Source organism: Desulfovibrio sp. SGI.102 (genome assembly GCF_050314315.1).
Lineage (GTDB): Bacteria > Desulfobacterota > Desulfovibrionia > Desulfovibrionales > Desulfovibrionaceae > Desulfovibrio.
Genome location: NZ_JBNPNC010000108.1, coordinates 1 through 2,427 on the forward strand (window position 1 = coordinate 1; position 2,427 = coordinate 2,427).

At 55.1% G+C, this 2,427-nt stretch carries 4 protein-coding genes; 2 read left to right on the forward strand and 2 right to left on the reverse strand.

Features of this window, described 5'->3' with window-relative positions; genetic code table 11:
* A partial coding sequence (locus ACQRCJ_RS12290; protein ID WP_427799923.1) for a hypothetical protein occupies positions 1-309 on the forward strand: 309 nt, incomplete at its 5' end.
* 62 nt (positions 310-371) lie between these two features.
* Here ACQRCJ_RS12290 and ACQRCJ_RS12295 read toward each other — a convergent pair.
* Entirely contained in the window at positions 372-830 is a 459-nt protein-coding gene (locus ACQRCJ_RS12295; RefSeq protein ID WP_204626674.1) for a Fur family transcriptional regulator, read from the reverse strand.
* A gap of 252 nt (positions 831-1,082) precedes the next feature.
* Between ACQRCJ_RS12295 and ACQRCJ_RS12300 the strand changes: the two genes are divergently transcribed.
* Entirely contained in the window at positions 1,083-1,997 is a 915-nt protein-coding gene (locus tag ACQRCJ_RS12300) for a DMT family transporter (protein ID WP_168936276.1), read from the forward strand.
* Positions 1,998-2,101: 104 nt separating this feature from the next.
* Here ACQRCJ_RS12300 and ACQRCJ_RS12305 read toward each other — a convergent pair.
* The coding region (locus ACQRCJ_RS12305) for a hypothetical protein (protein ID WP_427799924.1) at positions 2,102-2,427 on the reverse strand (326 nt) is incomplete at its 5' end.

The window sequence follows — 2,427 nt, forward strand, 5'->3', positions numbered from 1 at the left end:
CCGCCGGACACATCTATAAAAAAAGGCCGCCCTCCCTTGGGAGTGGCGGCCTTTGCTTTTTGTTACGGAAGCAGGTCCTCACGTTTTGTGGCGATGCTGCATCCCTTGCAGCAGGCCTGCTGTTTGCCATCCCCGCAGCCGCAGGAGCACTGTCCTTTGCGGACGGAGATGAAAATTTTCCTGGCCATGAAGATCACGGCCACAGCCACGATGACGATAACGGCGATGCTTTGGCCATCCATGCTGGTGTCCTCGTTTCGGTCGATTTTCGGCAAGTATGCTCTAAATGAAAATGAAAATCAACTTTAATTAGCGCGGGCCCACAAAAAAGGGCGGAAAGATCCGCCCGCTGTCATGCCGGCCGGAAAAGGTCATTGCTGCATTTTTTTCTGGCAGTCCGCGCAGATACCGGAAAGGATGTGCACATGCCGCAGCAGCAGGAAACCGTGCTTCTTGGTCAGCTCCTGTTGCAGCTTTTCGATGCGGGGATCGTAGATCTCCACGATCTTGCCGCAGGACTGGCAGACGATATGGTCGTGATGACTGTCGGGAGCGGCCACTTCGTAGCGGGTGATGCCGTCGCTGAAGTGGATCTCTGTCGCCATACCGGCATCACACAGGAGTTTGAGCGTCCGGTAGACGGTGGTCTGGCCGATGCGCGGGTCTAGTTTCTGGACATGCTGATAGAACTCCTCCAGCGAGTGGTGGCCGGGGAGCTCAAAAAAGGCATCGGCGATGATCCGCCTCTGGGCCGTGGTGTTCAGGCCTTTGCGGCTCATGAACTCCAGGAATGCCAGCAATTCTGATCGGTCTTTGTTTTCTTCTTTCATAATTAGCCTTCCCCCGGGATTGTCATAGCATGGCAGACATTGCCTGCCAAGTCTGAAAGCTCTGTCCCGCATCATGCGGGCAGGGTCGCGGCATCGGGGCGGGCCTGCCTGCCCCATAATATGGGGAATAATGGTGATGATGCAAGTATATGTCTGTATTTATTTATGAAAGATGGTGATTTTGTTCCATCTCTTGACAGTTTGCAAAACTATGATACTTGGCCCCTATATCGCTGAGGAGGGGGCGCGCCTATGCCTATTTCGCAAAAGTCCCTGCACGTCATGCTGCACCTTTTCCTGGTCTATATCTCGTGGGGATCCACCTATATCGGCTACAAATTCAGCCTTGGGGTGGCCGGGCCCTTTCTGGTAGGGGGCAGCCGCATGGTCATCGGCGGCATCCTCCTGGCATTGTTCCTGATGCTCACGGGGCGCTGGATACGGCCGGAGCGCAAGGACTGGATCCATGCCACCTGGATGGGCGTGTTCATGGTCCTGCTGGCAAGCGGCTTCCTGGCCAAGGGGCAGGAGAGCGTGGCTTCCTCCACGGCGGCGGTCATCACCGGCTCGACGCCCATCACCATGCTGGTGGCCGGCTGGCTGTTCGCCAATGAGCCTCGGCCGCGGCTGCTGCAATGGACGGGCTTGGCCACAGGGACCTGCGGCCTCGTGCTGCTGGCCTACAGTCAGCAAAATGTGGGCGGCGTACAGCAAAGCAGCATCTCCGGCATGATCTGGGTCTTCACGGCCACGCTCGGCTGGGTGGCCGGTACCCTGTTGACCCGCCGTTTTCCTTTCAAGACGCGGCTTTCCAGTTTGCAATCTTGCGCGCTGCTCATCTTTATGGGCGGCCTGGAATGCCTTGTGGTCGCCTTTCTGGATGGCGAGCATCATGCGATCCGCTATGAAAATATCCACTGGCCTGTGGTCGTGGCCTTTGCCTGGATGTGCACCGGTGGCTCGGTCATCGCCTATGCCTGCTATTTCTGGCTGCTGGAGAATGTACCCATCGCCACGGCCATTTCCTATGAATATGTGGTGCCTGTCATCGGCATCTTTCTGGGCTGGCTGCTGGGGGGCGAGATGCTGACCTGGAAGATGCTCCTGGCCTGCGCCATGACGGTAGGCTCGGTCTTCTTTATCATGTGGCATCGCGAAACGCATTGATCGGCTTTGCGGCAATACAGGCCCCTTCTTCGGGAGGGGCTTTTTTTATGGCAAGCGCTGAAAAGGCAACATTTTGAAAAAACTACGTATTTGTCATCTGTTTTTCATATTGTATAAAAAATAATATGAAATACTTTACTTTTTTTGCGCAGAGTCGTATGATTTTCGACAGCGGATTGAAAATCAGCGATCCATGACGCGGAAGCGCCTTTTTGACGGTTCGAAAACATTTTTTCGATTTTTTGCGGAAAAATGCTTGACGGTGGGGTCGAAAAGGCGCATAAAGCCGTTCGCGCCAACGAGCTGGCTACGTCCGAAAGGGCGACGGGAAAAGAAATTTTCCCGGATGGCAAAAAAAGTTCTTGACGCGGGTTTGAAAATGAGACATAAGTCTCCCTCGCGCCAACGAGTTGCCCCGACGGGGCCGCGA